The organism is Pseudomonas sp. P5_109, assembly GCF_034009455.1.
GTDB lineage: Bacteria > Pseudomonadota > Gammaproteobacteria > Pseudomonadales > Pseudomonadaceae > Aquipseudomonas.
In genome coordinates this window covers 5,500,057-5,526,006 of the sequence record NZ_CP125380.1, presented here as the reverse complement: position 1 = coordinate 5,526,006, position 25,950 = coordinate 5,500,057, and the positions used below count along the sequence as shown (strand labels likewise).

The 25,950-nt window shown below is 60.5% G+C and carries 28 protein-coding genes; 14 read left to right on the top strand and 14 right to left on the bottom strand.

The window, feature by feature from the left end:
• Positions 1-76: 76 nt before the first annotated feature.
• Positions 77-1,108 carry a LacI family DNA-binding transcriptional regulator gene (locus QMK54_RS24470; protein WP_320401477.1) on the bottom strand — a complete coding sequence of 344 codons (1,032 nt, stop codon included), beginning with the start codon at positions 1,106-1,108 and terminating at the stop codon, positions 77-79.
• 215 nt (positions 1,109-1,323) lie between these two features.
• Between QMK54_RS24470 and QMK54_RS24465 the strand changes: the two genes are divergently transcribed.
• The gene (locus QMK54_RS24465; protein ID WP_223589349.1) at positions 1,324-1,857 is read left to right on the top strand and encodes a gluconokinase; all 534 of its coding nucleotides are present in this window, start codon (positions 1,324-1,326) and stop codon (positions 1,855-1,857) included.
• A gap of 81 nt (positions 1,858-1,938) precedes the next feature.
• Positions 1,939-3,291, top strand: a complete 1,353-nt coding sequence (locus tag QMK54_RS24460; RefSeq protein ID WP_110662595.1) for a GntP family permease — start codon at positions 1,939-1,941, stop codon at positions 3,289-3,291.
• Between the two features lie 227 nt (positions 3,292-3,518).
• On the opposite strand, the gene alaC is transcribed toward QMK54_RS24460, so the two are convergent.
• Positions 3,519-4,736, bottom strand: coding sequence for an alanine transaminase (alaC, locus tag QMK54_RS24455; RefSeq protein ID WP_223589353.1), 1,218 nt, complete (start codon positions 4,734-4,736; stop codon positions 3,519-3,521).
• A 137-nt stretch (positions 4,737-4,873) separates the two neighbouring features.
• Between alaC and QMK54_RS24450 the strand changes: the two genes are divergently transcribed.
• From QMK54_RS24450 to QMK54_RS24440, 3 genes are all read left to right on the top strand, one after another.
• The gene (locus QMK54_RS24450; RefSeq protein WP_110662620.1) at positions 4,874-5,536 is read left to right on the top strand and encodes a LysE family translocator; all 663 of its coding nucleotides are present in this window, start codon (positions 4,874-4,876) and stop codon (positions 5,534-5,536) included.
• Positions 5,537-5,602: 66 nt separating this feature from the next.
• Entirely contained in the window at positions 5,603-6,088 is a 486-nt protein-coding gene (locus QMK54_RS24445; protein WP_320401476.1) for a GyrI-like domain-containing protein, read from the top strand.
• A 98-nt stretch (positions 6,089-6,186) separates the two neighbouring features.
• A complete protein-coding gene (locus QMK54_RS24440; protein WP_320401475.1) occupies positions 6,187-6,675 on the top strand; it encodes a GNAT family N-acetyltransferase in 489 nt (162 codons plus the stop codon).
• A gap of 124 nt (positions 6,676-6,799) precedes the next feature.
• Here the strand turns inward: QMK54_RS24440 and QMK54_RS24435 are convergent, their stop codons facing one another.
• The gene (locus QMK54_RS24435; protein ID WP_320401474.1) at positions 6,800-7,285 is read right to left on the bottom strand and encodes a GNAT family N-acetyltransferase; all 486 of its coding nucleotides are present in this window, start codon (positions 7,283-7,285) and stop codon (positions 6,800-6,802) included.
• 140 nt (positions 7,286-7,425) lie between these two features.
• Here QMK54_RS24435 and QMK54_RS24430 point away from each other — a divergent pair, with 140 nt between their 5' ends.
• The 3 genes from QMK54_RS24430 to QMK54_RS24420 all read left to right on the top strand — a co-directional run bounded on the left by QMK54_RS24430 (position 7,426) and on the right by QMK54_RS24420 (position 9,511).
• A complete protein-coding gene (locus tag QMK54_RS24430) occupies positions 7,426-7,851 on the top strand; it encodes an SgcJ/EcaC family oxidoreductase (protein WP_320401473.1) in 426 nt (141 codons plus the stop codon).
• Positions 7,852-7,929: 78 nt separating this feature from the next.
• Complete coding sequence (locus QMK54_RS24425) at positions 7,930-8,274, top strand: YciI family protein (protein ID WP_057713581.1); 345 nt, start codon at positions 7,930-7,932, stop codon at positions 8,272-8,274.
• A gap of 1 nt (position 8,275) precedes the next feature.
• Positions 8,276-9,511 (top strand): RNA polymerase sigma factor, encoded by a 1,236-nt coding sequence (locus QMK54_RS24420; protein ID WP_320401472.1) that lies wholly within the window; start codon positions 8,276-8,278, stop codon positions 9,509-9,511.
• 93 nt (positions 9,512-9,604) lie between these two features.
• Here QMK54_RS24420 and QMK54_RS24415 read toward each other — a convergent pair whose 3' ends face one another.
• Positions 9,605-10,459, bottom strand: a complete 855-nt coding sequence (locus QMK54_RS24415) for a LysR family transcriptional regulator (protein WP_110662187.1) — start codon at positions 10,457-10,459, stop codon at positions 9,605-9,607.
• Positions 10,460-10,549: 90 nt separating this feature from the next.
• Here QMK54_RS24415 and QMK54_RS24410 point away from each other — a divergent pair, with 90 nt between their 5' ends.
• On the top strand, positions 10,550-10,981 hold the full coding sequence (locus QMK54_RS24410; protein WP_320401471.1) for a multidrug/biocide efflux PACE transporter: 432 nt from the start codon (positions 10,550-10,552) through the stop codon (positions 10,979-10,981).
• A gap of 138 nt (positions 10,982-11,119) precedes the next feature.
• Here the strand turns inward: QMK54_RS24410 and QMK54_RS24405 are convergent, their stop codons facing one another.
• A complete protein-coding gene (locus QMK54_RS24405) occupies positions 11,120-11,878 on the bottom strand; it encodes an SDR family NAD(P)-dependent oxidoreductase (RefSeq protein ID WP_110663078.1) in 759 nt (252 codons plus the stop codon).
• Positions 11,879-11,999: 121 nt separating this feature from the next.
• On the opposite strand from QMK54_RS24405, the gene QMK54_RS24400 reads away from it, so the two are divergent.
• Positions 12,000-12,896, top strand: coding sequence for a LysR family transcriptional regulator (locus tag QMK54_RS24400; protein WP_223589395.1), 897 nt, complete (start codon positions 12,000-12,002; stop codon positions 12,894-12,896).
• Between the two features lie 103 nt (positions 12,897-12,999).
• Here QMK54_RS24400 and QMK54_RS24395 read toward each other — a convergent pair whose 3' ends face one another.
• Positions 13,000-14,613: an inorganic phosphate transporter gene (locus QMK54_RS24395; protein WP_320401470.1), complete on the bottom strand. Its 1,614-nt coding sequence runs from the start codon at positions 14,611-14,613 to the stop codon at positions 13,000-13,002.
• 286 nt (positions 14,614-14,899) lie between these two features.
• Positions 14,900-15,922 (bottom strand): transporter, encoded by a 1,023-nt coding sequence (locus tag QMK54_RS24390; RefSeq protein ID WP_223589399.1) that lies wholly within the window; start codon positions 15,920-15,922, stop codon positions 14,900-14,902.
• 272 nt (positions 15,923-16,194) lie between these two features.
• Between QMK54_RS24390 and QMK54_RS24385 the strand changes: the two genes are divergently transcribed.
• Positions 16,195-17,820 (top strand): methyl-accepting chemotaxis protein, encoded by a 1,626-nt coding sequence (locus QMK54_RS24385; protein ID WP_110660762.1) that lies wholly within the window; start codon positions 16,195-16,197, stop codon positions 17,818-17,820.
• Between the two features lie 60 nt (positions 17,821-17,880).
• Here QMK54_RS24385 and QMK54_RS24380 read toward each other — a convergent pair whose 3' ends face one another.
• Together QMK54_RS24380 and QMK54_RS24375 are read right to left on the bottom strand one after the other, a co-directional pair.
• On the bottom strand, positions 17,881-18,186 hold the full coding sequence (locus tag QMK54_RS24380) for a PepSY domain-containing protein (protein ID WP_007974512.1): 306 nt from the start codon (positions 18,184-18,186) through the stop codon (positions 17,881-17,883).
• A 248-nt stretch (positions 18,187-18,434) separates the two neighbouring features.
• Positions 18,435-19,562, bottom strand: a complete 1,128-nt coding sequence (locus tag QMK54_RS24375; protein ID WP_320401469.1) for a glycerophosphodiester phosphodiesterase — start codon at positions 19,560-19,562, stop codon at positions 18,435-18,437.
• Positions 19,563-19,773: 211 nt separating this feature from the next.
• On the opposite strand from QMK54_RS24375, the gene QMK54_RS24370 reads away from it, so the two are divergent.
• Entirely contained in the window at positions 19,774-20,100 is a 327-nt protein-coding gene (locus QMK54_RS24370; RefSeq protein ID WP_320401468.1) for a DUF2025 family protein, read from the top strand.
• 122 nt (positions 20,101-20,222) lie between these two features.
• Here the strand turns inward: QMK54_RS24370 and QMK54_RS24365 are convergent, their stop codons facing one another.
• Entirely contained in the window at positions 20,223-20,546 is a 324-nt protein-coding gene (locus QMK54_RS24365) for an antibiotic biosynthesis monooxygenase family protein (protein ID WP_110660764.1), read from the bottom strand.
• Complete coding sequence (locus tag QMK54_RS24360) at positions 20,543-21,250, bottom strand: CTP synthase (protein WP_320402944.1); 708 nt, start codon at positions 21,248-21,250, stop codon at positions 20,543-20,545. Before QMK54_RS24360 ends, QMK54_RS24365 begins: the two co-directional genes overlap by 4 nt.
• Before the next feature lie 15 nt (positions 21,251-21,265).
• Here QMK54_RS24360 and QMK54_RS24355 point away from each other — a divergent pair, with 15 nt between their 5' ends.
• Positions 21,266-22,207 carry a LysR family transcriptional regulator gene (locus QMK54_RS24355; protein ID WP_320401467.1) on the top strand — a complete coding sequence of 314 codons (942 nt, stop codon included), beginning with the start codon at positions 21,266-21,268 and terminating at the stop codon, positions 22,205-22,207.
• Between the two features lie 6 nt (positions 22,208-22,213).
• Here QMK54_RS24355 and QMK54_RS24350 read toward each other — a convergent pair whose 3' ends face one another.
• The 3 genes from QMK54_RS24350 to QMK54_RS24340 all read right to left on the bottom strand — a co-directional run bounded on the left by QMK54_RS24350 (position 22,214) and on the right by QMK54_RS24340 (position 24,663).
• Positions 22,214-22,747 carry a DUF1003 domain-containing protein gene (locus tag QMK54_RS24350; protein WP_110660767.1) on the bottom strand — a complete coding sequence of 178 codons (534 nt, stop codon included), beginning with the start codon at positions 22,745-22,747 and terminating at the stop codon, positions 22,214-22,216.
• Positions 22,748-22,829: 82 nt separating this feature from the next.
• Positions 22,830-23,897, bottom strand: a complete 1,068-nt coding sequence (locus QMK54_RS24345; RefSeq protein ID WP_223589407.1) for a diguanylate cyclase — start codon at positions 23,895-23,897, stop codon at positions 22,830-22,832.
• 157 nt (positions 23,898-24,054) lie between these two features.
• A complete protein-coding gene (locus QMK54_RS24340) occupies positions 24,055-24,663 on the bottom strand; it encodes a TetR/AcrR family transcriptional regulator (protein WP_110662718.1) in 609 nt (202 codons plus the stop codon).
• A 215-nt stretch (positions 24,664-24,878) separates the two neighbouring features.
• On the opposite strand from QMK54_RS24340, the gene QMK54_RS24335 reads away from it, so the two are divergent.
• A complete protein-coding gene (locus QMK54_RS24335; RefSeq protein WP_320401466.1) occupies positions 24,879-25,934 on the top strand; it encodes an MBL fold metallo-hydrolase in 1,056 nt (351 codons plus the stop codon).
• Positions 25,935-25,950: the final 16 nt, after the last annotated feature.

The following is a 25,950-nucleotide window of genomic DNA, read 5'->3' as shown; positions in this document are numbered from 1 at the left end:
ACCCCGTGAACTGGATTACGACTGCTTCGCAGCCGAACGGGGGCAAGCCCCCTCGCCACAGTGGTCTATGTCGCGGCTACGTACTCTCGCGCACCTTCAACTCAAACCCCATGTCCTGCACCGGCCTGGCCACGGTATTGCCGGCCATCAGCGTCAGCATCTGCTCTGCCGCACGGCGGCCGATGGCTTCGCGTGGGGTGTTGATGCTGCTCAGGCGCGGGACCATGTGTTCGGACATGGGCAGGTCGTTGAAGCCGAGGATCGCCACTTGCTCGGGGATCTTGATCCCGTGTCGCAGCGCTTCTAGCAGCGCGCCCTGGGCCAGGTCGTCGTTGCCGAAGAAGATCGCATCGACATCCGGGTGACTGGCGAGCATCTGCAGGAACAATTCACCGCCCAGCCCGACCGATGACGGGCGGGGCGTCAGCACTTCCAGCGCCGGGTCATACAAACCGGCCTTTTGCAGGGATTTGCGGAAGCCTTCGCCGCGCAGCAAGGTGCGCTGGTCCAGTTGCGCGCCGATGTAGGCCAGGCGTTTGCGGCCGCGAGACAGCAAGTGTTCGGCTGCCGTTTCGCCGGCGGCCAGTTGCGAGAAACCCACGCAATTGAGCCCGGCGGCGCTGTCCAGCTCCATCATGTACACGCAAGGAATGTTGCTGGCTTCGATCATCCGCCGCGAACTTTCGGTGCGGTCGAAACCCGTCAGCAGCAAGCCGCGCGGCTGATAGGCCATGTAGTTGCGCAGCAGGTTTTCTTCTTCATCGCGCGAGTAGTGGAAGTTGCCGATCAGCACTTCGAAGCCCTTGGGCCGCAAAACCTGATGAATGGCTTCCAGGGTGTCGATGAACAGCAGGTTGGACAGTGACGGCACCAGCACCACGACGGAATGGCTCTGGGCCGAGGCCAGGGCACGGGCGGCAGGGTTGACCACATAGTTGAGTTCCAGCGCCGCTTTCTGCACCTTTTCCACCAGTTCAGTGGCAACAGTGCTGACGCCACGCAAGGCGCGGGAAGCGGTGATCGGGCTGACGCCGGCCAGTCGGGCTACTTCGTTCAGGGTAGGGCGGCCAGTGGTGCGGGTATTTTTATCGTTCTTGGTTGGGTTCATCGATGGCTTGCCAAACAAAATTCAAGGCACTAAGGTAGCGCTGTCTCGATGCAGCTGCAAATGCGTGAGCGAGGGTTCGCCTGATCCTTGCTTTTTGGCGTTGGGACCTAACCTGCTGCAACCCATAAAATGACAAGAAAGGCGTCGGCAACTTCTGCTTTTGGTCTAGTGTCATAACTGGCAAAGGTAGCGCTGTCTGCGCGCTGAGGTGTTACATGAATCATCCCATCACCGCCCTGGTCATCATGGGCGTTGCCGGTTGCGGCAAGACGTGCGTCAGCGAGGCCCTGTGCCAATTGAGCGGCGCCACTGCCATTGAAGGCGACTCTTTCCACCCTGCCGCCAATATCGAAAAGATGAGCGCGGGGATCCCCCTGAACGATGAAGACCGCGCCGGCTGGCTCGACAGCCTGTGCGATGAACTGCGCCGTGTCGACGCCATGGGCCAGCGCCCGGTGCTGACCTGCTCGGCACTCAAACACATCTATCGCGAACGTCTGCGCAGTGCCTTGCCGGGCCTGGGCTTCGTGTTCCTTGAACTGACCCCCGAAGTGGCCGCGGACCGCGTCTCCCATCGGCCGGGCCATTTCATGCCGTCGACCCTGATCGACAGCCAGTTCGCCACCCTTGAATCGCCCGTGGGCGAGCCGCTGACCCTGGCGCTGGACGCTTCGACCCATAGCGTCGAGCAACTGGCAGCGCAGGCTCATGTCTGGTGGCAGGCGAACGGCCTGAAACAGGCGGTATGACTGTGTTTGCAAAGACAGCGCTGTCCTCACGACTTCTGATCAACCCGCTTTAATAACAACAACAACCAGGAGACACCCCTAATGTTTGGCATGTCCCACGAGACGTTCCTGCTGCTCGATGCAGTGGTCACGGTGATCGGGCTTATCTTCCTGATCACCAAGTTCAAGTTGCACCCCTTCCTTGCCCTGATCATCGCCGCAGCTTTCCTCGGGCTGACCTCCGGCATGCCGATCGGCACCATCATCAAGGCGTTCCAGGACGGCTTCGGTGGCGTGCTCGGCTTTGTCGGCATCATCCTCGCGCTGGGCACCATGCTCGGCAAAATGATGGCCGAGTCGGGCGGTGCGGATCAGATTGCGCAGACGTTGATCCGCGCGTTCGGCAAGGACAAGGTGCAGTGGGCGATGATGTTCGCCGCGTTCCTGGTCGGTATTCCGCTGTTCTTCGAAATCGGCTTCGTGCTGCTGATCCCGCTGGTGTTCATCGTTGCCCGCCGCACTGGCGTGTCGATCATCAAGATCGGTATCCCGTTGCTGGCTGGCCTGTCCGCCGTGCACGGCCTGGTGCCGCCGCACCCGGGTCCGCTATTGGCTATCGGCGTGTTCGGTGCCGATATCGGTAAAACCATTCTGTATGGCCTGATCGTTGCGCTGCCAACCGCCATCATCGCTGGCCCGATCTACGGTACGTTCATTGCCAAGCACATTCCCGGTCATCCGAATCAGGAGCTGGTGGATCAACTGGCGCGCGAAACCGATTCGGCCGAACTGCCGAGCTTCGGCATCACCCTGGTGACCGTGCTGCTGCCGGTGTTCCTGATGCTGCTCAAGACCTTTGCTGACGTGGTGCTGCCGGATGGCAATATCTTCCGCGCCTTCATGGACCTGATCGGTCACCCGATTTCGGCGTTGCTGCTGGCGTTGCTGCTGTCGCTGTATACCTTCGGCTACAAGCAGGGCATCGGTTCCAGCCAAATGATGAAATGGCTGGATGCGAGCCTGGCGCCGACCGCCGCGATCATCCTGATCATCGGTGCCGGTGGTGGCTTCAAGCAGATGCTGGTGACCAGCGGCGTGGGCGACGTGATCGGCCATATGGCGGTCAACGCACAGATCTCGCCGATCCTGCTGGCCTGGCTGGTGGCGGCGGTGATTCGTATCGCGACCGGTTCGGCAACCGTGGCGACCATTACCGGTGCTGGCATCGTGGTGCCGGTGGTGGGGATGATTCCAGGTGTGAACCGTGAGCTGCTGGTGCTGGCCACCGGTGCAGGTTCGTTGATCCTGTCCCACGTCAACGACGCCGGTTTCTGGCTGGTGAAGCAGTACTTCAACATGACCGTGGCCGAAACTTTCAAGACCTGGACTGCGATGGAAACGATCCTCTCCGTGGTCGGCCTGGGCTTCATTCTGTTGTTGTCGCTGTTCGTTTAAGCGATTCGACAGGCACAAAAAAACCGCAGCGATGCGGTTTTTTTGTGCCCCAAGGATAACCCAGTTCATTGTGGCGAGGGGGCTTGCCCCCGTTGGATTGCGCAGCAATCCCAAAAGCAGTCACTGCGGTTTTTCAGGCGGAATGCGTTAACTGGTTTTACGACGGCTTCGCCGCCGAACGGGGGCAAGCCCCCTCGCCACAGGAAGTTGTTGCCACAGGTTTTGTGTCAGGTGTTGGATTTGCTGACTAGTCCATCCGCCCTGAACATCCCGCGAATCCCGCGCACGGCCTGGCGAATCCGGTCCTGGTTTTCGATCAGGGCGAAGCGCACATGGTCGTCGCCGTATTCGCCAAAGCCGACGCCCGGCGAAACGCACACCTTGGCTTCAGCCAGCAGCTTCTTGGCGAACTCCAGCGAACCCAGGTGCGCATAAGCTTCGGGAATTTTCGCCCAGACGTACATCGACGCTTTCGGGTTTTCCACCATCCAGCCCAGTTCATGCAGGCCCTTGACCAGCACGTTGCGGCGCTGCCGATACTGCTCGGCGATGTCGCGCACGCATTGCTGATCGCCTTCCAGCGCGGCAATCGCCGCCACTTGCAGCGGGGTGAAGGTGCCGTAGTCGTGGTAGCTCTTGATCCGCGCCAGGGCGTTGACCAGTTCCGGGTTGCCGACCATGAAGCCGATGCGCCAGCCGGCCATGTTGTAGCTTTTGGACAAGGTGAAGAACTCCACCGCAATGTCCTTGGCGCCGGGCACTTGCATGATCGATGGGGCTTTCCAGCCGTCGTAGACGATGTCGGCGTAAGCCAGGTCGTGCACCACCAGCACATCGTACTGCTTGGCGAGGGCGATGACGCGCTCGAAGAAATCCAGCTCCACGCACTGGGCGGTAGGGTTGGACGGGAAACCGAGGATCATCATCTTCGGCTTCGGAATCGAACCACGAATGGCCCGCTCCAGTTCAGCGAAGAAGTCCACGCCCGGCACCAGCGGCACCGAACGCACCTGGGCGCCGGCAATCACGGCACCGTAGATATGAATCGGGTAGCTCGGGTTCGGTACCAGCACGGTGTCGCCCTGGTCCAGGGTGGCCAGCATCAGGTGTGCCAGGCCTTCCTTGGAGCCGATGGTGACGATGGCTTCGCTTTCCGGGTCGATGTCGACCTCGTAGCGCTCCTTGTACCAGTTGGAAATCGCCCGGCGCAGGCGCGGAATGCCTTTGGAAGTCGAGTAACCGTGGGTGTCTTCGCGTTGAGCAACTTGTACGAGTTTTTCGACAATGTGCGGCGGCGTGGCGCCGTCGGGGTTGCCCATGCTCAAGTCGATGATGTCTTCGCCACGACGACGGGCGGCCATCTTCAGCTCGGCAGTGATGTTGAAAACGTAAGGGGGGAGTCGATCTATGCGCGCAAAGCGGCGCGGCGAACCTTGTTCGGCCATTGTTGCCTCGGATAACGTAAGCGCCCGGAACCGTCCGAGCGACGCAGGTCAGCGGTGACCTGTGGCGGAATGTACGGGCAGCTGTGGCAGACTGTCCAGCCTCAATGTGAACAAATTTTTCCGAAGGAATTGGGTCGATGGAATTTACCAGTGGCTTCCTGCTGAGCCTTTCGCTGTGCCTGGACATTGGCGTGGCGAACATCGCGATGATCACCCTTGCGATGCAGCGCGGCTACTTTCAAGGCTTTGCGCTGGGCCTGGGTACCTGCGTCGGCGACCTGATCTACGCGGTGCTGGCGCTGGCCGGCATCACCGTGTTGCTGCAATACGAAACCGTGCGCTGGGTGTTGTGGATCGGTGGCTCGGCGTTGCTGGTGTACTTCGCGGCGAAGATGGTCTATTCGGCGATTCACCACGAGGCGCTGCTGGCCGAGACGGCAGAGGTCGGGAACAACTCCCACCGCAAGGAATTTTTCCGCGGGATCTTTCTCGCCATGTCTTCGCCCAGCGCCATTCTCTGGTTCGCTGCAGTGGGCGGCACCCTGATCGCCCGTTCCGGTGGCGGTGGCCCGCTCAGTTCGGCGCTGTTCCTCGGCGGTTTCCTGTGTGCCGGGCTGCTCTGGTCGGCAGGCTTGTGCTTCGCCGCAAGCCACGGCGGCAAGTTGCTGGGGGACAAGCTGCTGCGCTATTCCTACATGGCATCGGCGGCGATCTTCTGCTATTTCGCGGTCTACGTGATCCTATCGGGTTACAACGAGTTCTTCGGTGCCGCGGCCGTCGAGCAGTTGCACGCACTGTAATTGGGCGAATCGGGTTTGGCCTCTATACTCCCAGCCGAACCCACTTTTAAGCGCAGGAGTCGAGTCATGGATGAGCAAACACGCGTCGAAGTGTCCGAGCCACGTTTTGAGCACGGACACTTCCTGCTGATTGCAGGGCTGGGCGGTCAATTCACCCAGCAAACCACCCAGGGCATTCCTGCACTCTGGGAAAAATTCGAGCCCCACATCGGGAACATTCCCGGCCAAAAAGGCGAAGTCACCTACGGTGTCTGCTGCAATTTCGACGGCAAGGGCGGCTTCGATTACATCGCCGGGGTCGAGATCAGCAAGCTCGACGATTTGCCGGACACGTACCGCTGGGTAGAAGTCCAGCCCCAGCAATACGTGGTGTTTGAACACAAAGGGTCGCTGGAATCGCTGCCGCAAACCTTCCAGTACATCCATAGCACTTGGCTACCGCAGTCCGGTAAAGAGGCGGCGGACGCCCCGGAGTTCGAACGCTATAGCGAAGACTTCAACCCGAAGCTCAACACCGGCAAGCTGGAAATCTGGCTGCCGATCAAGGCGTGACACCGGCATCGAGAGGCGGCTCAGCCGATTCGTCTCTCGATGTCGCGTCAGTGCTGATTTATCATCCCCAGCCTTTCCCCCGCTTATTCCGAGTCGCCATGAACACCGTCATCCGCAATGTCACGCCTGCTGACCTGGACCGCTGCTACGCCATCGAAACCATTGCCTACGAAGGTGACGAAGCCGCGACCCGCGAGAAAATCGCCACCCGCATCGCCACCTGGCCCGAGGGGTTCATCGTCGCTGAAGTGGACGGGGTTGTAGCCGGTTTCATCAATTCCGGTGCGGCGTTTCAGGTGGAAATGTCGGACGAGGCGTTCAAGGAGCTGATCGGCCACGACCCGGCCGGACCGCACGTGGTGATCATGTCGGTGGTGGTGCACCCGGATTATCAGGGGCAGGGCCTGGCCAAGCTCCTGATGGGCGAGTTCATCGAGCGCATGCGTGCGATGGGCAAGGTCAGCATCAACCTGATGTGCAAGGAACGGCATATTCCGTTGTATGCCCGTTTTGGCTTTGCCTATATCAAGCCTTCGGCGTCCGACCATGGTGGCATGGCGTGGCATGAGATGGTGCTCGAGCTCTAAGCACACCGCAAATCCCCTGTGGGAGCGGGCTTGCTCGCGAAAGCGGTGTGTCAGGCAACAGAGATGTTGAATGTACCGGCCTCTTCGCGAGCAAGCCCGCTCCCACAGTTGGGTTGTGGTGGCTTCAGAATCTCAACCCCATCCGCCGCTCATAACCGATCCGGCCCCTGTACGCCTCGCCGCTGTCGACAAAGCCATACCGGGCATACAAACCGATCGCCGATTCGTTGTCCGCATCCACCGACAACTCCAGCCCCTTGATCTCCGGCCAGGCCAAACGCGCCGCCTCGGGCAGCGCTTGCAGGCACGCCTTGCCGTAACCTTTGCCCTGGGACCGTTGATCGACTTGCAGCGCATGCAGCGTTGCGCTGTGTTCATCGGCCCAGGCGGGCAGAACGGGCGGGCGCTTGAGCAGCAGGAACGCCACGGGAGTGTCCTCGACCAACAGGGCAAATCCTTTGACCCCCGGGCCTGGCTTGGACAGCAGAGAATGCAATGCACCATGAATGTCGCCGGAGAACCTGACCTGTTCCGGATGTACTTCAATGGCCTCGACCTGCTGGCGCTGCAGCGCATTCAGGCTTTCATAAGGCACGAGTCGGGCTGTCACGGGAGTGTCCTTTTTCCATCACAAATGAGCCTCGGATTCTAGCGAGTTTGCCTGTTTGGATTATTTTTATTTCACCTGTCGATTCGCCGGATCGCCAGACGACTAAGGGTGTCTTCCAATAAAAACCACGGAGAACCACCATGAGCTCGCAAACCCAGATCCAGAACCTGATCGAAACCTACCGTCAGGCCATGATGGCCAAGGACGTGGATAAAATCATGACCCTGTATGCGGACGACATCGTCTCCTTCGACGCGGTCAAGGCCTTGCAATTCAAGGGCAAGGAGGCGTACCGCGCGCATTGGGAAGATTGCATGAAAATGTGCCCCGGCCCGCACATTTTCGACTTCCAGGACATCCGCATCGAAGCGTCCCAGGAGATCGCCTTCGCCCACTGGCTGGCCCGTTGCGGCGGCACCAACGACAAGGGCGAGACCCAGGCCTGCTGGATGCGCGGCAGCGCATGCTATCGCCAGGAAGACGGGTTGTGGCGGATCGTCCATGAGCACTGGTCGGCGCCGTTTGACATGATGAGTGGCACCGTCCTGTTCGATCTGAAGCCCTGATCGATGTTATTTGTCGGGGCGCCGCGCCAAATGATCATTCCACGGCCATAGTTGATCCGTTCGAGTCAGGAGACGTTCATGAAGTATTTATGCCTGGTCTACAGCGATGAGCGCCTGCTGCACTCGCTGCCGGAAAGCCCGAAGGACGAAGAGTGCATGGCCTATGCCGAGTCGATCCAGGGCAGTGGCCGGATGGTCGCCGCCGAGGCGCTGGAGTCGGTGCAGACCGCCACCACGGTGCGCATGCGCAACGGCAAGATGTCGATCACTGACGGGCCATTCGCCGAAACCAAGGAGCAGTTGGCCGGTTTTTATCTGATCGATGCCAAGGACCTCAACGAAGCCATCCAGGTCGCCGGGAACATTCCGGCGGCCCGGGTCGGCAGTGTCGAAGTGCGCCCCGTTCGGCAGTTGAATCCTTAAGATGCCGGGGCTGCCGGTTCAGGCGCAGGTCGAGCGGGTCTATCGCGAAGACTCGCGGCGGATTCTCGCGACCCTGATTCGCTTGCTGGGGGATTTCGACCTCGCCGAAGAGGCCTTGCACGAGGCGTTTTTCGTCGCGGTCGAACGCTGGCAGCGTGACGGCGTGCCCGGCAATCCTCGGGCCTGGCTGGTGTCCACCGGGCGTTTCAAGGCCATCGATGCCTTGCGTCGGCGCGCACGTTTTGCCGCGTCGCAGCCCTTGCTGATCGCGCAACTGGAGGAGCTGGAACATGCAGACTGGAGTGATGAAGACGTGGAAGACGATCGCCTGCGGCTGATCTTCACTTGCTGCCACCCGGCCCTGGCGGCGGACGCGCAAGTGCCGCTGACGCTGCGCGAAGTCTGCGACCTGACCACGGAAGAAATCGCCCGGGCCTTCCTCTCGGCCCCGGCCACCATCGCCCAGCGTATCGTGCGCGCCAAGGCGAAGATCCGCGACGCGAAAATCCCTTATCAAGTGCCGACGCTGGCAGAGTTGCCCGAGCGTCTGGACAGCGTATTGCGGGTGATTTACCTGGTGTTCAACGAGGGGTATTCGGCGTCCATCGGCGCCGAACTGATCCGCGAGGATTTGACCCGCGAAGCGATCCGTCTCGGCCGGTTGCTGGTGGAACTGCTGCCGGAGCCAGAGGTGAAGGGTTTGCTGGCGTTGATGCTGCTGCACGAGTCACGACGCCCGGCCAGGACCTCGGCGAGTGGCGAGCTGATTGTGCTGGACGAACAGGACCGCTCGCTGTGGGACGCCGGGTTGATCACTGAAGGCTGCGCGCTGATCGAACAGGCGCTGACCATGGGGCGCTTCGGACCCTATTGCCTGCAAGCGGCCATCGCGGCGGTGCACGCCGAAGCCCCGACGGCGGGGGAAACCGATTGGCCGCAGATTGTCGGTCTGTATGACGTGCTGCTGCGGGCGGTGCCGTCGCCAGTGATCGAGTTGAACCGCGCGGCGGCGATTTCGCAACGCGATGGTCCACTGGCGGGCCTGACATTGGTCGATGCCATTCTGCAGCGGGGAGAACTGCTCGACTACCACCTGGCGTATTCGGCGCGGGCGGAGTTTTGTCGACAACTGGGCCGCAAGCAAGAGGCGCGGACGGCGTGGGAGCGGGCACTGGAGCTGACCCGGCAAGAGCCGGAGCGGCGCTTTATCGAGGAGCGACTCAAGGCACTGGATTGATGTGATTTCACTGGCCTCTTCGCGAGCAAGCCCGCTCCCACAGGGATCACATTGAACCTGTGGGAGCGGGCTTGCTCGCGAATGGCCGCGCCGCTATTCCAGCATCTTGCCCAGCAACCAACTCCCCGCCGGCCCCGGCGGATTGAGCCGCGACCACAACGCATCCACCGACACCGTTTTCGGCCAGCCACGCACCACCAGCTCCTGCAACGTGCCAGGCCCAAACCGTTCGACCAGCCAGCGCGGCAACGGCGCCCAGCCGAATCCGCCCTGGGCCATTTCCAGCAGCATCAGATAACTCGGCGCCGACCAGACGCGGCCTTTCGCGCGACTTTCATAGGGATTGATGATGGTGGCCAGGCGCAGTTCGCGGTGCTGTTGCAGCACGTCCTGATCGACGTAGTCCAGCGTCGCCAACGGATGTGCCGGGGACACGAACAAGGCAATTTCGGTGCGCTCGTCCACTGTCGAACTGACCAGGTCCGGTGGGTAACTGTCCTGCATTTCGGCGAAGGCAATCTGCGCCCGGCCGCTTTGCACCAGGGACACCAGGTCATCGCATTCGGCGATCAGGCATTCGAGTTCCAGGTCGGGATAACGTTGCTCGAAGGCACCGAGGGCGGCTTCGAAGCGGTCCGACTGATAGGTATCGGACAGCGCCACCGTCAGCTTCGCTTCCACCCCTTGGGACAGTTGGCTGGCGGTCATCTCCAGGCGACTGGTGGCGGCCAGGATTTCTTCGGCCCGTTGCAGCATGACGCGCCCGGCCGGGGTCAGCCCGGGCTTGCGGCTGCTGCGGTCGAATAGGGTCAGGTTGAGATCGATTTCCAGGCTGGCCACCGCCGCGCTGATGGTCGACTGGCTGCGGCCCAGCTTGCGCGCCGCGGCGGAAAACGAGCCTTGGGTTGCCGCTTCGACAAACGCCAGCAACACTTCGTGAGAAGCCATGAACTATCGCCTTGATCGATGGTTATTGGTTATGAAGTATCGGTGTGATGACAGATCATGGCAACCACAGTCACTCAAGGGAGCTCGGCCATGAGCGCCAACAAATCCATTATTGAACGTATTTTCCAGGCCATCGGTTTCGAACTGCTGGCCATCCTGATCTGTACCCCGTTGCTGGCCTGGATCATGAAGAAACCGATGCTGGAAATGGGCATGGTCACCGTCCTCATCGCCGGCCTGGCCCTGGCCTGGAACGTGGTCTTCAACGGTCTGTTCGACCGGGCGCTCAAGCGCCTCGCCATTGCACACAACGCCTGGGTCCGCGTGGTGCATGCGCTGTTGTTCGAAGGCGGGCTGGTCGCGCTGGGCGTGCCGCTGATCGCCTGGTGGCTGAACATCAGCCTGTGGCAGGCGTTTGTGCTGGATATCGGCGTGCTGCTGTTCTTCCTGCCGTACACCTATATCTACCACTGGGTGTATGACGTGGTTCGCGAGCGGATGGTCGTGCGCCAGGTTTGCTGAGTCGTGTTTTTGTGGCGAGGGGGCTTGCCCCCGTTCGGCTGCGAAGCAGCCGCAAAGCTGGGGAGCGCTTCGCACTCCAACGGGGGCAAGCCCCCTCGCCACAAGTATTGTGTCCTGCCAGTTGTTCAGCATTAAGCCTTACAGAAACATCCCCCCCGAAGCCTCGATGCGCTGGCCAGTGATCCACTGGCTGCCCGGCGCCAGCAGCAGTGCAATCGCGGCGCCGATGTCATCCGGCAATCCGGCGCGACCCAGGGCGGTGTTGTTCGCCACCAGCGTGTTCAGGTCGGGGTTGTCGCGCACGGCGCCGCCGCCGAAATCGGTTTCGATCGCGCCCGGTGCCAGGATGTTCACTGTGATGTTGCGCGCGCCGAGTTCCTTGGCCTGGTAGCGGGTCAGCACTTCCATCGCACCTTTCATCGCCGCGTAGGCGCTGTGACCCGGCAGGCTGAAGCGGGCCAGGCCGCTGGAAATGTTGACGATGCGCCCGCCGTCATTAAGCAATGGCAGCAGCGCCTGCGTGAGGAAGAACGGTCCCTTGAATTGGATGTTCACCAACAGGTCAAACTGTTCGACGGTGGTGTCGACGAAGTTGGCGTGCAGGCCGATCCCGGCGTTGTTGACCAGAAAATCGAAGTGCTCGCGCTGGAAGTGGCTCTGCAAGACCTTTGTCACTTCGCTGGCGAAGGCGCTGAAGCTGTCACTCCGGGCAACGTCCAGTTGCAGCATGACGGCGCGACCGCCCAGGCTTTCGATCTCGGCCACCAGTGCCTGCGCCTCATCGGCGCGGCTGTTGTAGGTGCCGATGATGTCGATGCCTTGGGCGACCAGATGCAGGGCTGCGTTTTTGCCGAGGCCGCGGCTGGCGCCGGTGATCAGTGCGATTTTACGGTTCATGGGACTTCCTCAGGTGCAGTGAGCGGTTGATGTGAGGAAGTTTATTTATCCGCTTGGTGGTGATAAACAGAGTGAAAGCGGAATCACTGGTCGGATAAACCGAACAATAAAGAGCAAGCTGATGAACAAACTGGAACTGTTGCGCACCTTTGTCCGAGTCAGCGAGATGTCCAGTTTCACCCTGGCCGGAGAGAGCCTGGGCCTGCCTCGTTCAACGGTCTCCGAGCATGTGCAGGCTCTGGAGGCATTGCTCGGCACCCGGCTATTGCAACGCACCACGCGCAAAGTACAGGCGACCCAGGATGGCCTGGTGTTGTACGAGCGCAGCAAGGACCTGCTGTCGCACATGGACGAAATCGAGGGTTTGTTTCGCCAGGACGAGGCGTCGCTGGTCGGGCGGATTCGCATCGACCTGCCGAACATTCTTGCTCGTCGCGTGGTGATGCCACGTTTGCCGCAGTTCATGACGCAACACCCCTTGCTTGAACTGGAAATCAGCAGCACCGACCGCCGGGTCGATCTACTCGCCGAAGGCTTTGATTGCGTGCTGCGCATCGGCGCCCAACCCGATCAATCGGTGGTAGCGCGACACCTGTGTGACTTCACCATGGTCAACTGTGCCAGCCCGGCGTATTTGCAGCGATACGGCGTGCCGGAGCGGCTGGACGATCTGGCACAGCATCGACTGGTGCACTACGTCGGCGTGCTGGGCGGGCGTTCGGAAGGGTTTGTGTATGTCGACAAGGGGCAGGTGCAGCGACTACCGATGGCCGGCAGTGTCACGGTCAACAGCACCGATGCCTACGAGGCCGCCTGCCTGGGTGGTTTCGGCCTGATCCAGGCGCCGAGGATGGGTATGCAGCAATACCTGCAAAGCGGTGAATTGGTCGAGGTGTTGCCGGCGTTCAACGCGCCGTCCATGGAGGCGTCGCTGCTCTATGCCCGGCAACGGCATTTGCCGTTGCGGGTGAGGGTGTTCATGGATTGGTTGGGGGAGGTGATTCGTTCAGAAGTCTGAGGCCAGGCTTTATGTGGGAGCGGGCTTGCTCGCGAAGACGGAGTGTCAGTCAACATCAATGCTGAATGATAAAGCGCTTTCGCGAGCAAGCCCGCTCCCACATTTAGAACAACTGCGTGAACAACCAGTACAAACTGCCCGACAGCAGGATCGCCGCCGGCAAGGTCAATACCCAGGCCATCAACAGGTTGCGGATGGTCTTCATCTGCAGGCCGCCACCGTTGGCGACCATGGTCCCGGCCACGCCCGAAGACAGCACGTGGGTGGTCGACACTGGCAGGCCGAACATGTCGGCGGCGCCGATGGTCAGCATCGCCACGGTTTCTGCCGAGGCGCCCTGGGCGTAGGTGAGGTGGGTCTTGCCGATTTTCTCGCCGACGGTCACCACGATGCGCTTCCAGCCGACCATGGTGCCAAGGCCCAGGGCGATGGCCACGGCGATCTTCACCCACAGTGGAATGAAGCGCGAGGAGTTGTCGATCTGTTGCTTGAACAGTTGCAGCTTGCCGCTGGTGTCGGCATCGAAGTTGCCGACCTTGTTCTTGTCCATCAGGCGAATGGTTTCGCTGGTCAGGTACATGTCGTTACGCACGTTGCCCACGGCCTCGGCCGGGACTTTCGACAGCGAACCGTAACCCTTGACCTCGGCGCCGATGCTGCCGGTCAGTGCGGCCAGCGCCGGCACCAGTTGCGGGGTCGCTTCCTTGCTGCGCACGTATTCGGACAGCACCGGGCGCGGGTCGGCTGGCGCTGGCAGCGGCGCGGCCTTGACCAACGCTTGCTGCGTGACTTCGGCCACCGCCGCGAACTGCAAGGCCTGATCGGCCGGCATGGTGCGGTTCAATGCGTACGCCATTGGCAGGGTACCCACCAGAATCAGCATGATCAGGCCCATGCCTTTCTGGCCGTCGTTTGAACCGTGGGCAAACGACACACCGGTGCAAGTCAGGATCAGCAGGCCGCGAATCCACCATGGCGGCGGGGTCTCGCCCTTGGGCTCCTTGTACAGCGCACGATTCTTGACGAACGCGCGCAGGGCCAGCAACAGCAGCGCGGCACAGCCAAAGCCGACCAGGGGCGAGAGCAGCAGTGCGTAGCCGATCTTGGTGGCTTGCGCCCAGTCCACGCCGCTGGTGCCGTCGCGGCCGTGCATCAGGGCGTTGGCCACGCCGACGCCGATGATCGAGCCGATCAGGGTGTGCGATGACGAGGCCGGCAGGCCCAGCCACCAGGTGCCGAGGTTCCACAGGATCGCGGCGATCAGCAGGGCGAAGATCATCGCAAAACCGGCGGACGAGCCGACTTGCAGGATCAGCTCCACCGGCAGCAGGGCGATGATGCCGAACGCCACCGCGCCGCTGGACAGCAGCACCCCGAGGAAGTTGAAAAAGCCCGACCAGACCACCGCAACATTCGGCGGCAGCGAGTGGGTGTAAATCACCGTGGCCACCGCGTTGGCGGTGTCATGGAAGCCGTTGACGAACTCGAAGCCCAGGGCAATCAAAAGCGCCACGCCCAGCAACAGGAATGGCGTCCAGGTGGTGACCACCGTGCCGAGTTCGTTCATGTCGTGCATCAGGCTGTAGGCGGTAAACAACAAGCCGATGGCCAGCACTGCAACAAACACCACGATGGTGATCAGGCCGGGTTTCTTGTCGAATTGCGGTTTGGCGCTACTGGCCGGTGCCGGGGCGGCGGTGAAGGAGGGCGTAGCCATCACGGACATTCCTGAGGAGGGAGGTGTATCAGTGATAATCGTTGCCAATTGTTACAGGGAGAGTGCTCTGGGTCAGTGTTTGGGTTTTTTGCAGGGCCGCTGATCTGAATCGCCACACATTGCCTGGGGGGCATGCAAAACCTTGTGGCGAGGGGGCTTGCCCTCGTCGGGTTGCGAAGCGACCCCAAAACCAGTCACCACAGTCATCAGATTTACGCCTGCTGCGCAGTCGAACGGGGGCAAGCCCCCTCACCACAGTTGATTAGTGTCAGGTGAGGACGGGGGCTCAATAATCCCGCTGCTTGCGAAATGCCCAGCGCCCGGCAATCACGGTAAAGGTCGCGACCAGCGCCACCAGGATCCAGAAACCCTCCGGATCACCGGCCAGCGGAATGCCGCCGACGTTCATGCCGAAGAAGCCGGCAATGATGTTGATCGGCAGCGCCAGCACCGTCACCACCGTCAGGGTGAACAGCGTGCGGTTGGTCTGTTCGTTGATGTTGGCGGCGATCTCTTCCTGCAACAGCTTGATCCGCTCACCCAGTGCCGTGAGGTCGTTGATGATCAGCGCAAACTCTTCGGTGGATTTGCGCAGCTCCTTGACGTCTTCCTTTTGCAGCCATTGTGGCGGCCGGTTGAGCAGGCGCAGCAATGAGCCGGGCTCCAGTGCCAGCAACCGTTGCAAACGCACCAGCACCCGGCGATTGGCGCCCAGTTCGGCGCGGTTGGTCGACAGCCGCGAGGACAGCAGTTGGTCTTCGATCAGGTCCACGCTCTGGCTGGTCTTGCGCACGATCTGGGTCAGCACTTCACCCTGGTCGCGCAGCAAATGCACCAGCAGCTCCAGCGGGGAGCGAAAGCATTCCCGGGCCTTCACCGAGGAGCGCAATTTGTCCACCGAGTGCAGCGGTTGCAGACGGGCACTGATGATCAGCCGACTGCGGGCGCACACCCACAGCGTCGAAACATCCGACGAGACCATGTTGCTGAGGTTGAACACCACGTCGTTGACCACCGCCAGCAGCGCCGAATCGACATGCTCGATGCGCGTCGAACGCGAGCCTTCGTGCAGTGCCTCGAAAAACTCCTCGGGCAATTCCAGATGACTTTTCATCCAGCGTTCGCACGCGGCATGTGCGAGGTTCAGATGTAGCCAGAGAAATTGCTCGTCGCTCTCTGGTTGTCGCAGATAGTGCAAGGCCTCGGCCGAGTTGATTTCCCGACCGGGTTCACCGGGGCGAAAGCTGAAACCGTAGAGCAGGCCGAACAGATCCGTGTCGCGATGGCTTTGATCGATGCTGTGGTTCATGAGGACTCGCAAGGGGAGGCGCCTGTCGCGTGTTTTACAGGTTCACTTGAGCGGCATGATCGCAAGGCGAGATGACGTTTTTGTGACGGGAAAAAAACCAAAACGATTGCTCTACCGGCGGTCGGGATTTTCTCAAGAACCGCTCTGGCACGCCGATCACGCTTGGGTTAAGTTGCGCGCCGCCGGCGATCAGCCGGGACCGCAGACAGGGATGTCCGGACACCTTTCACGCCTTACCGGGCGTGCCTCATTCCTGTCATGAGTACCCTCCGATGCTTTTGCAAAAGTCCCTGAGAGCGCAAATTCTCGCCCTGCTGAGCGGCAGCCTGCTGGCGATGCTGTTGATCGCCCTGGCGTGCTTTCACTTCCTGTCCAGCGGCGTGCAGAACTACGCCAATCTGATCGAAGGCCCGCTGCATACCTCGCAATTGATCGATGAAGCCAACCTGCAATTCAAGGTGCAGGTACAGGAGTGGAAAAACGTCTTGTTGCGCGGCAAGCAACCGGCGGATTTGAGCAAGTACTGGGGGCAATTCGAAGACCGTCAGCGCGATGTGCAAAACATTCTCGGCGAACTGGCCGCGCAGAAGGGCATCGAGCCGCAACTCAAGAACCGCATCGAGCGCTTGCGTGACGAACATCGCCAGTTGGGTGCGGCCTATCAGAAGGGTCGGGACGCGTTCGTGGCCGCCGGTGGTGATCCGACGGCGGGCGACACGGCGGTCAAGGGCGTGGACCGCGCCACCAGCGATCAAATGAGCGAACTGGTCAGCGAGTTGCGCAAGCAGGGCGCCGAGCAATCGACATTGATCAGTGCCAGCGCCGATCGCACGGTGTTGCTGGGGCTGGTCGTGATGCTGGTTTCGGGGGGGCTGATCGGCCTGCTGAGCCTGTGGCTGGTCAACCGCAATCTGGTCGAACCGATCCGCAAACTGATCGAATACGTGGCGCAACTCAGCCAAGGACGTATTGCCGAGCGCGTGGCCAGCACCCGCCAGGACGAGTTGGGCAAACTGGCAATGGCCGCCAATACCCTGCGCGATTTCCTCGCCGAAACCTTCAGCCGTTTACAACGCAGCGCGTCGGACCTGGACAGTGCCAGCGGCGAGCTGAATTCGATAGCCACCGTGATGGCCGGCGGCACCAACGAGCAGTTCAACCGCACCGATCAGGTGGCCACGGCGATGAACGAAATGTCCGCGACGGCACAGGAAGTCGCCCGTCATGCCGCCGAAGCGGCGCGGGCCGCCGATGATGCCGACCAGTCCGCCCAGCAGGGCGAAAAAGTCATGCAGGGCACTATCCACACCATCACCCAGATGCGCGGCGAAATCGCCAACACCGCCACGGTCATCCGCCAACTGGAAACCGACAGCGGGCGCATCGGCAAGGTCCTGGAAGTGATTCGCGGCATCGCCGAACAGACCAACCTGCTGGCGCTCAACGCGGCCATCGAAGCGGCCCGCGCCGGTGAGGCCGGACGCGGATTCGCGGTGGTGGCCGATGAAGTGCGCAGCCTGGCCCAGCGCACGGCGGCGTCGATCATCGAGATCAACCAGATCATCCAGACCGTGCAGACCGGTGCAATCGAAGCGGCCCAGGCCATTGAAAGCGGTCAGTCGCGCAGCGAACAAAGCGTGCAGCAAGTGACCGAGGCTGGCGCCATGCTCGAACGCATCACCCTGGCCGTGGAAGCCATCCGCGACATGAACCGCCAGATCGCCACTGCCGCTGAAGAGCAAACTTCGGTGGCCGAAGACATCTCGCGCAATCTTACCGAGATCACCAGCATCGCCAGCACCAACCTGGACAACGTGCAGCGCACCGAAGCGGCCAGCAACAACCTGCATGGCTTGTCGGGTCAGTTGAACGAGGTGACGGCGCGCCTGAGCGCTTGAATCCAGAATGCACAAAAGCCGCACGAGTTTTGAGTCGTGCGGCTTTTGTGTGTTTCAGGATTACTTGTCCTGTTTGTTTTTCAGGACCTTGCCATTGGAGGCATCGATGTCCACATCCCACTCGACGTTCTTGGCGTCACGCAGCTCGATCTCGTACTCGTAACCGTTGAAGTGGTTGTCCAGTTCGGTTTTGGTGATCGTTGCACCCGGGTGCAGATCCAGCGCGATCTTGTTCAGGTCTTCCAGCGGCTTGATCTTGCCGTCCTTGACCAGTTGCGGGATCTCATCGACCCGGACATCGGCCTGGGCCAGGCCCGCGGTGAGCGTCAGGGTTGCAGCGGTAAACAAAGCAGTCAGGGTCTTCATGGGCTTCTTTCCTTGGGTGATCCGTTTAAGTGAGATCAGGTTAGCTTGTGTAACTTAATCCACCCTTAAATCCCTCTACATGTCCTGCATCAACTCCTGTGGGACTGTGTTCGGACACACAAACACAAATACATAACCTGTGGGAGCGGGCTTGCTCGCGAAAGCGGTTTGTCATTCAGCAATGGTGGTGACTGACACTCCGTCTTCGCGAGCAAGCCCGCTCCCACAGGGTTTTGCGCGTCTCTGGATCAGTAGCCGTTGTTCTGTAGCACCTGCGCCACACTCGCCGGCGCTGGACGTTTATAAAACTTCAACAACTCACTGGCGCGATTGGTGAAAATACCGTCGACACCGGCGTCCATGACTTTCTGGTAGTCCACCGCATCGTCGATGGTGTAGACGTGCACGAGCAGGCCTTGATCGTGGGTGTACTGGTTCATCCACGGTTGCACCAGGTCTGAGTAACTCTGGTCGCCACCCTGGGTCAGTGCGGCGGACGGGCCGGTACCGATGGCACCCTGGGCCTTGGCGTAGTCGATCCAGCGCTGGAATTCGGCTTTATCCTTCGGTTCCTGCTTGGCGTAGTAGGCGGCTTTATCCTTTTCGCCGGACTCGGCAAAGGTCACCTTGGACTTGGGTTCGATACTGCCTTCACCGACCCACAACAGCAGGATCTTGGGCACCGTCGGCATTTCCTTTTGCAGCAGTTCGAGGCTGTTCTTCTCGAAGGTCTGCAGGACCACCTTGCCTTTGCCCAGGCCGACCGCCAGCTCGCCATTCGCCTGTTTCGAAGCGCTCGGGCTCAGCCAGCCACGGTCGTGGAGTTTTTCCTTGAGGTCGTGTTCGATGCCGGGAAACTGCTTAGGCTCCTTGGTCTCGATGTACAGGCCGGGCTTGTGCAGGGCGTTGCCCTCGGCGATGTCGATGATTTCATCAAGGGTCAGAATCTTCAGGCCGGCGAAGGCAGGACGTGCGCGATCCGGGTACGCGGCATTGAACCAGCTGCCCGCATCCAGGGTTTTCAGTTCGGCCATGGTGAACGCATTGGCGGGGCTGTCCTTGCGCTCGGGGAATTTGCTGGCGACGTCGGTGGTGCGTTGCAGGTTGTTGTCGTGCAAGGCGAACAGCACGCCATCCTTGCTGCGCTGCAGATCCATTTCCAGGTAGTCGGCGCCCAGGTCGAGGGCAGTCTTGTAGGCGGCGGCGGTGGATTCCGGTGCATCGAAAGACGCGCCACGGTGGGCGATCACCGCTGGATGTGGAATACCCAAACGGGTCGCCAACGCCGTGGGAGTGGGTTCGCTGGCGGCCTGTGCCTGGCCGAGGCCCAGCAACAGGCTCAGTAACAAGGCACTTTTAGTAAAGGTTGCCGGCATGCTCGAGTTCCTTTCGTTATGAGTGAGCGGTCCCTTTTAACAATTCATCTTTGCAGGCGCTATCGCGAGACCGACATAAAGTTGTCTAAAGCTGATGTTCGTCAGCGCTTTTGTGCGCCCGTTTGCAGTACGCTGGGGCGCTGCAATTTCCCCGGCAGAGGGAGACGCAGGCCCTGCGTGCAAACCAATGATCACCATTGCGGGGTTTAACATGCGCATCACTTCCCAGCTCATCTGCCAGGCTGCCGACCAACTCAAAGGCTTCGTCGGCCTCAATCGCAAGACCGGCCACTACATTGTGCGCTTCAGCGAAGATTCATTCGGCATGGACGTGGCGGACGACGGCATCATCCCGACCAGCGAATTCGTCTGGGTCGCGGGGCCCGGGCAGACCATGACGCTCAAGCGCGAATTGATTCGGTTGTTGTTGGACCAGAACATCGATGACCGGATCAACATCACCGAGCCATTGCGGGTGTACATGAGTCGGGTGGAGGTGCCGGAGATTGCGGCGGTTCGCAGTCTGGTGCAGGGTTGATCGTTTTGCGTTGACCGTTCTGGCCTCTTCCTGGGCAAGCCCGCTCCCACAGGGATCTTGGGTGTGACACAAGACACTGTGCGGGCTTGCCCGCGAAGACGGCCTCAAGCACACCGCATCATTTACAAGCTGAACCCATAGGCCCGCTCAACCCGGCACACCCGCGTTTTACACCGCGCATACCAGGTCGAGCGCCCACGCTCGCGAATCGCCGTGTGTTCCGGATGATGCTTCCACGCCAGAATCGCCGCTTCACTGGCCCAGTACGACACGGTTATTCCCAACCCATCCTCGCCCCGAGCCGATTCCACCCCGAGAAACCCCGGCTGTTCACGGGCCAGCTCCAGCATCCGTGCGGCCGCTGCGGCGTAACCCTGGTCACCCTCGGTGCGCAGAGAGGTAAAAATCACCGCGTAATAAGGCGCAGCTGGCGTATCGGCGATCATGCTGAGCGCCCCGCACAGGCTTCGACAAAGGCGCCAACCAACGGCGGCAAGACGCCCTTGAGCGCCGTTCGCTCGGGTTGGAACAAGGTCGCGACAAAGAACGGATGACCGCTGAGTTCGACCACGCGCAGTCCGTGTTCCGCATCGTGGCCGACGGCGTGCAATTCGCGCTTGAGCAGCTCCCCTTCGAATTGTGGATTCACCCCATAGCGACAGCGATAGCCTTCACGTATCTCGGTACTTTCGTACGCCTGGGCGATCAACGAGCCTTCATCTAAATGAATGGTATCGACCGCCTCCACCAGCGCGCACGTCAGCGGTGTCAGCAGCGCCCGAGTTGCATCGGGCGCCGTTTCGCCGTGTTCGGCGTCCGACCAGCCCAGCACATTGCGCGCATATTCCAGCACCGCGTGTTGAAATCCGCCGCAGGTGCCGAGGAAAGGTCGCTGCTGTTCGCGGGCAAAACGAATCGCCAGCAATGCACCGTCCATGTTGCGGTAGGGGCTGGCCGGTACACACCAGAAGCCATCAAATGTGCGCAGTGGTGTCCCGGCGTGGATTTCATCGGTGGCGAGCCAGTGCCATTGCAGGTTCAGGCCAGTGTGTGCGGCGATTCTTTCGAGGGCGATGGGAATGGCCTGGTGGGCGGTGACTTGCGGGTCGTAATCGCCGATCAAGGCGATGCGAATCGGGCGGGTTTCCATGAGAGGCCTCTGCACTTGTTGATTCCTGGTGCCCACTATAGATTGGCGTTCACGCATTCAATATTGGCGTTTCCCCAAGTGATCAATGCAGCGACGCACTATCGACTGGACTACCCGGACCTGGCCCTGATCCTCGCGCTGGTACGCGGCGGGTCTCTGGTCCGGGCATCGCAACTGCTCAAGGTGGATGTCTCGACGGTGTTTCGAGCGGTGCGCCGGCTGGAGGCTGCGCTGGGTCAGCAACTGTTCGAAAAAAGCCGCGCCGGTTACCTGTCGACCACCCTGGCGCAGTCCCTGGCTGAACAGGCCGAACGTGCCGAGCAGGCTCTGGAGGCGGCGCGCATCGGTGTGGAGCAGGGCGGTGAAGTGATCAGCGGCATTGTGCGCCTGACCTGCACCGACTCGGTCCTGCAAGGTTTGCTGTTGCCGGCGCTGGCGCAGTTCATGCCGAACTATCCGGCGCTGATGCTCGAACTGAGCACGTCCAATGATTTTGCCAATCTCAGCCGTCGGGATGCCGATATCGCCCTGCGCCTGACCCGCACGCCACCGGAGCATTTGGTAGGACGGCGATTGGCGGATATTTCCTACCGCGTATGCGCCAGCGAACGCTATCTGCAAACGGTCAACACCACAGACCTGGCCTCATTGACCTGGATCGCCCCGGATGACTTCCTGCCCGATCACCCGACCGTTACCTGGCGTCGCCAAGCCTTGCCGGGTGTAACGCCAGGCTATCGCTGCAACAGCATGCTTTCGGTTACCCAGCTGGTCAGGGCGGGGCTGGGTGTCGCGGCACTGCCGGATTTCTTGATCGGTGACGGATTACGGCCACTGGGCGAGCCGCTGCACGGATACGACACCGCGCTGTGGCTGCTGACTCGTCCCGACTGCCGCGCCTTGCGCTCGGTGGTCACGCTGTTCGATGAGCTGGGGCGGGCATTGAAACTGCCGTGAAACCGTTCAGGTCTTTGGCACGTCCTTTCGCACGAAATGTTGATGCATTTCTGTGGTCAGGTTTTCGATGCGCTCGGTGAGGGACTTGGTCATCTCCGTGAGGCGGGTGTTCTGCTCCAGCAGTTCGAGTAGTTGCGCGGTGTTTTTTGCGGCTTCTGCCTGCCGCTCACTGTTGGCGATCGCCAGCGCTTCGCGGTGCTGCGCATCGGCATCGGATTGGGCTTTGTCCCGCGCAGCCTGACGAGTCTGGGCCAACAGAATCAATGGCGCGGCATAGGCCGATTGCAGGCTGAAAGCCAGGTTGAGCAGGATGAATGGGTACGCATCGAAGTGGGTGAAGCCGGACAGGTTGAGGCACACCCAGACCACAACGATCAGCGTTTGTGCGCCGAGAAAGGTCGGGGTGCCAAAGAACCGGGCAAAGGCTTCGGCGCGCAGGGCAAACTTGTCATTGCCGAAGGTCGGCGCCAAGTGGGCATGCTTGCGATGGAAACGCAGGTGATCGACGGGGGCGGTGGTTTCGTGGCGGGTGGTGGTCATGATGCTCTCTGTCTGGCGCTGGGACTGAGGCTCACTATAGCCTCAGCGTCATTCGAGCAGCGCAATCGCCAAGCTATTGCCATCATACGGCCGACGTTTCCAGGCCGATGTTGCTTGGGTTGACACTGACCTTGTTGCGCCCGGTGTTTTTCGCGGTGTAGAGGGCTTTGTCAGCGTCATCGAGCCAGGCCATTGCATCGGTAAACGACGGTTGGTAAGCCGCCAGGCCGATACTCAGGCTGACCCGCAGCTTCGGCACTTCCCGATGTCGATAGTCTTGCAACACTTTGCGCAATCGCTCCATAACGTCCATGGCCTGATTCAGCGGCATGTTGGGCAGGATCACGCAAAACTCGTCACCCCCATAGCGGCCGGCCAGATCGCTTTCGCGCAGGTTGCATTTGAGCTCGATGCTTAACTGGCGCAACACCGAGTCGCCAATGATATGACCGTAGGTGTCATTGATGGCCTTGAAATGGTCGATGTCGATCAGTGCGATGGCGGCCTGCTGCTGACGCTGGCTGCACTCGCGAAACTTCATTTGCAGCAAGTCCTTCCAGGCGCCGTGGTTGAGGAGCCCCGTCAAACTGTCGGTGCGGCTCAAAGCGCTCAGTGTACGTTTATGCTCCGACAACTTGATCGCCAACTGGTAGCAGACCATGCCCAACGCCAACGGGTAGAGCGTCAACATCGGCAAGCACGCCCAAATCTGCAGTTGCGTGGTCGACAGGGTGTATGCCGCGCCGAACAGCGACCAGGCAATCATCACGCCCGCCACTTGACTCAGACTGCCCAACAGGAACATCCGTTGGCCGCCGGCGGCGACATTGTTCATCGCCATCATCGCCAGAATGGTCACGGTGCAAAGCGGATTGAACTGGAACGTCGCGACCCAAAAACCACCGCACAGCGAATCGTAAAGTAGATTGCGGCGTTCGGCCTTGTAGGGAAAAACCGAGCGACTCGAAAGTTGATAAGCGAGATGCGGCCAGACAAAACCATTCAGTGCCAACAAAACCCAGACCCAGACCGGCAGGTGCAACGGATACAGTGCCGCGGCCACGCTGAAACTGCCGATGCCCAAGCCAATGGTTCGAGGCATGTAGATGCGTCTGGCAAATGACAAACCCTTGCCGTGTTGTTTATCCATAATTCCCTGCGCCAGATTCATTCTGAAACACTTTACTGCATGGGGTTTAGAATTACCGTTCATCGGTAATAGTGGCGCACATTGTCATTTATTCCAGCCGGAATAATCAGTGTCCTTCGAAGCCATTTAATTCCAGCCTGTGCTGCAAACAACTGATTTAGAGCTGGTAGTACGCCAGGAACATGTCCAGCGCGGAATCCGCCACCGTATTTTGCTCCTCGGCGGACAAGCTGGGCTGCCCCATGGAAATCTGCGGCCAGAATGCAAATGACTTGAGCAGGCCATGGATCTGTTGAGCGGCGAATTCGGGAGCCACGGCCTTCAACCGGCCATCAGCCTGAGCGGCCCGAATCCACACCGTCAGCCCCTCTTCGCGCTCGCCCATTCGGGCCACCATGTCTTGCGCTCGCTCCGGGGAATGAATCGTCGCCGCAATGGCGACCCGGGCCAGGTCGAGCAGATTGTCGTCGCCCAACATCTGCAGTTTGGCCATCAGCAGCGAGCGCAACTGGTCGCGCAATGGTTGGTCGGGACGGTAGGACGTTTCCTGTTCTGCCGTCACCCGGATCCATAACTGATTGAGGATCTCGGCGAACAACTCTTCCTTGCTGGGAAAGTGGTTGTACACCGTGCGCTTCGACACGCCGGCAGTGGCGGCAATCTTGTCCATGCTGGTGATCTCGAAACCGTTGTCACGGAACTCGTTGATCGCTGCCTGGATGATCGCTTGGCGTTTTCGGTCGGTGAGGCGCTGTGGAGCTGTCATAAGTACGCTTCGGCAGGAAGAAGGGGGGAATTACACTCAGTAGTTTACTTGTCATCGACTTTGATGCAACCTAGAAACTACACTGTGCAGTGTAATGTTTTGTTAATCCTGCCCAGTAAAAATAGAAAGTCCGGCTGATGCGTGCGTGCCTTGGCCATTTATCGTCCCAAAGCGGAAAGTCGCGTCATGCGCGGTTTTTCTGGAGTCATTCAGTCATGGCCAATTCAAACTCCCCGGCGGACACCGCCTCCACACCTGAAGCGTCCCGACAGGCTCAAGGGCAGTATCAAAACTTCACGCCGGTTCAACGTCTAAGCTTTGGCAAAACCATGGGCATCCTGTGGAGCGCGCTGTTCCACAAGCCGCAAAACACCCGCCCGAGCGCACCCGTCCCGGTGCAAGCCCTGACTCAAGCCGCGCTGATCGCAGCACCCAACCACAGCGTCTATCGCTTGGGTCACTCCACGGTGCTGCTGAAGTTGCGCAACAAGTTCTGGATCACCGACCCGGTCTTCGCCGAGCGCGCCTCACCCGTGCAATGGGCCGGCCCCAAGCGTTTCCACCAGCCACCGATCAGCCTGGAAGAATTACCACCGATCGAAGCGGTGATCCTGTCCCACGATCACTACGACCACCTGGATCATCAGGCGGTGCTGAAGCTCGCGGACAAGACCAAACACTTCCTGACCCCGCTAGGTGTAGGTGACACCCTGATCAAGTGGGGCATCGACGCCAGCAAAGTCCGCCAACTGGATTGGTGGCAAGGCACGGAAGTCGATGGCATCCAGTTCATTGCCACCCCGTCGCAGCACTTTTCCGGTCGTGGCCTGTTTGACAGCAACAGCACCCTCTGGGCCTCGTGGGTAATGATCGACGGCGATACACGGGTCTTCTTCAGTGGCGACAGCGGCTACTTCGACGGCTTCAAACGCATCGGCGAACAGTACGGCCCATTCGACCTGACCCTGATGGAAACCGGCGCCTACAACGTCGACTGGCCACACGTGCACATGCAACCCGAACAAACCCTGCAAGCTCACCTTGACCTCAAGGGCCGCTGGCTACTGCCGATCCACAACGGCACTTTCGACCTGTCGATGCACGCCTGGTACGAACCTTTCGACCGCATCCTCGCCCTGGCCTGGGAGCGCAACGTATCGATCACCACACCGCAGATGGGCGAGGCGTTCAACTTGATGCATCCGCAGCGTGGTGGGGCGTGGTGGCTGGCGGTGGAAGGGGAGAGTGAGCGGGTGGTGCAGAACGCGTAAAGTTGTGATCCCGGCC